At 26.1% G+C, this 2,091-nt stretch carries 2 protein-coding genes and 1 pseudogene; 2 read left to right on the top strand and 1 reads right to left on the bottom strand.

The window, feature by feature from the left end; genetic code table 11:
- The first annotated feature begins 14 nt into the window (after window positions 1–14).
- Window positions 15–92, top strand: a complete 78-nt coding sequence (locus tag ACLR9T_RS14075; protein ID WP_413110107.1) for an LPXTG cell wall anchor domain-containing protein — start codon at window positions 15–17, stop codon at window positions 90–92.
- 669 nt (window positions 93–761) lie between these two features.
- The gene (locus tag ACLR9T_RS14070; protein ID WP_413110106.1) at window positions 762–1,550 is read left to right on the top strand and encodes a PHP domain-containing protein; all 789 of its coding nucleotides are present in this window, start codon (window positions 762–764) and stop codon (window positions 1,548–1,550) included.
- Window positions 1,551–1,795: 245 nt separating this feature from the next.
- On the opposite strand, the pseudogene ACLR9T_RS14065 reads toward ACLR9T_RS14070, so the two are convergent.
- Window positions 1,796–2,091, bottom strand: a pseudogene (locus ACLR9T_RS14065) (hypothetical protein); the annotation flags it as partial.

The raw sequence follows: 2,091 nt of genomic DNA, 5'->3' as shown, positions 1-2,091 counted from the left end.
GAGATACAACAAATATGATGTATCCACTAGCAGGACTAGCAATTGCTGCTCTAGGATTTTATAGTAATAAAAAAAGAAGAAAAGAAATATAAATTGATGAATCTAATTAAAAAGGAACTTTATAAATAATAATATGATGCCTCTAAAGTAGATAATGTAAATAAAAAACATTGAATACTTTGGAGGTGTTTTCTTATGAGAAGAAAAAGCATATTTTCAATAAAACAAAGGATTAATGGAGTTCTTGATTTTAAAAGTGGAAAAAGAAATGTCACAATTTATTGATTTAGGTTTGAGGAATATATAGCTGGGTAGAAATCTATGATAAGTAAGGGAAAACTGGTGTAGATGGTTTACTAGATAGATGAAGAAAACATAAAAGTGGTGAAGAGGTTGATGAGTCAATCTTATTAAAGTGTGAAAATGAATGTTTGAAAAAGAAGCTTGAAATGAAGGATAGGGAGAATCAATTATTGAAAAAAGTCAAGGAAATAGAAAGAAATCATTATTCACCAAAAAAAGAAGAAGTATAATATAACCACACTAGAAATAACAGTATAATAAAAAATAAACTATCACTAGATCATCTAATATAAACTTCATTTATTTCAAGTGTCTATTTAAAAAGGCTTCAAATCATGAATCATTTTTCTTTTTTAATTATAGTTATTAAAAATATAATATTTACAGATTAGTTTATCATTTTACTGTACTATTTAAATATTTTTTCATATAATCAAATAAAGATTGGGGGAATAATAATGATTGATGGACATATGCATTTAGAATATGGGGAATTAAATAAAGAATATGTTTTACAGTTTGTTGAAGAAGCAATAAAAAAGAAGTTAACTAAAATTCAAATCTTGGATCACACACATCGCTTTAAAGAGTTTGAGCCTATTTATACTGAACTAAAAGAAGAACCATTACAAAAAAAATGGTTAGAAAATAAAAAGATGAAGTTCAAAGATAGTTTAGATGATTATGATCGTTTAATTAGAGAAGTAAAGGGGATGGATTTACCTATTGATGTCTCTTTTGGGCTGGAAGTGTGTTATGTTCCAAAATATGAGGATTATATTAAAAAGATTTTAAAAAAACATCATTATGATTTTATTGTTGGGGCAATTCATTCAATTGATGGTAAATTATATGATATGAATTTTTCTAAAGATATTTTATGGAATAAATGTGATGTTAATGATATTTATAAGAGATATTATGAATTAATTTTTTCACTTGTTAAATCTGATATATTTACACAATTAGCACATCCAGATACAATTAAGATGTTTAATTATTATCCTACTTATGATTTAGTTCCGACATATCATCAGTTGGCGGATTTATTAGTAGAGCATCATGTTAAAGCGGAAAATAATACAGGTTGTTATTATCGATATAATCATAAAGATATAGGGTTAAGTGACGAGTTATTAAAAATATTTAAAGATCGTGGTGTAGAAATGATAACTGCTAGTGATGCTCATCAACCTAGTCATGTAGGAACAAATATTATTGATATTTATGAAAAAACAATGTTATAAACTTTGATTTCAAATCAAAGTTTTTTTAGTTTATATAAAAGTATCCTTTATAATTAAAAAAGGGGATGTTGTATAAAATAACTTTTTAAACAAGTAAATAATTTAGGGATTAAGTGAACTAGTTAATAATAGAAATTATGGGCAATTATACTGTGTATCTTATCAGTTAAGTGCCTTATTTTATAACAAAAAAAGAACTATAAAATAGTTTACTATTAAAGTCCATTTTATAGTTCTATATAATACTAATCTTTTTTATGTCTGCGATAGGCAAGCATTCCAAGCATACTTATAATTCCTAATTCAATAAATAATCCTGATAGATTATTATCACCTGTCTTAGTAGCATTTACCTTTGTATCACCTGGTTTTACATTACTTTCAGGGTTAGTTGAATTAGTTTCTAATCCGGCCATTGCTTTTGTTAATCCATTTATCGCATTTTCTACTTCTTCTGCTGTTGCATTTGGATTATTTAATATTGCGTTTGCTTTTGCTACTTCTTCATCTACTACTTTTAATGATGCTGCTGTATAGCTTG

This window comes from Thomasclavelia sp. (assembly GCF_047249845.1).
Taxonomy (GTDB): Bacteria; Bacillota_I; Bacilli_A; order Erysipelotrichales; family Coprobacillaceae; genus Thomasclavelia.
The sequence above is the reverse complement of the archived record's forward strand: the minus strand, read 5'-3'. Positions and strand labels throughout refer to the sequence as shown.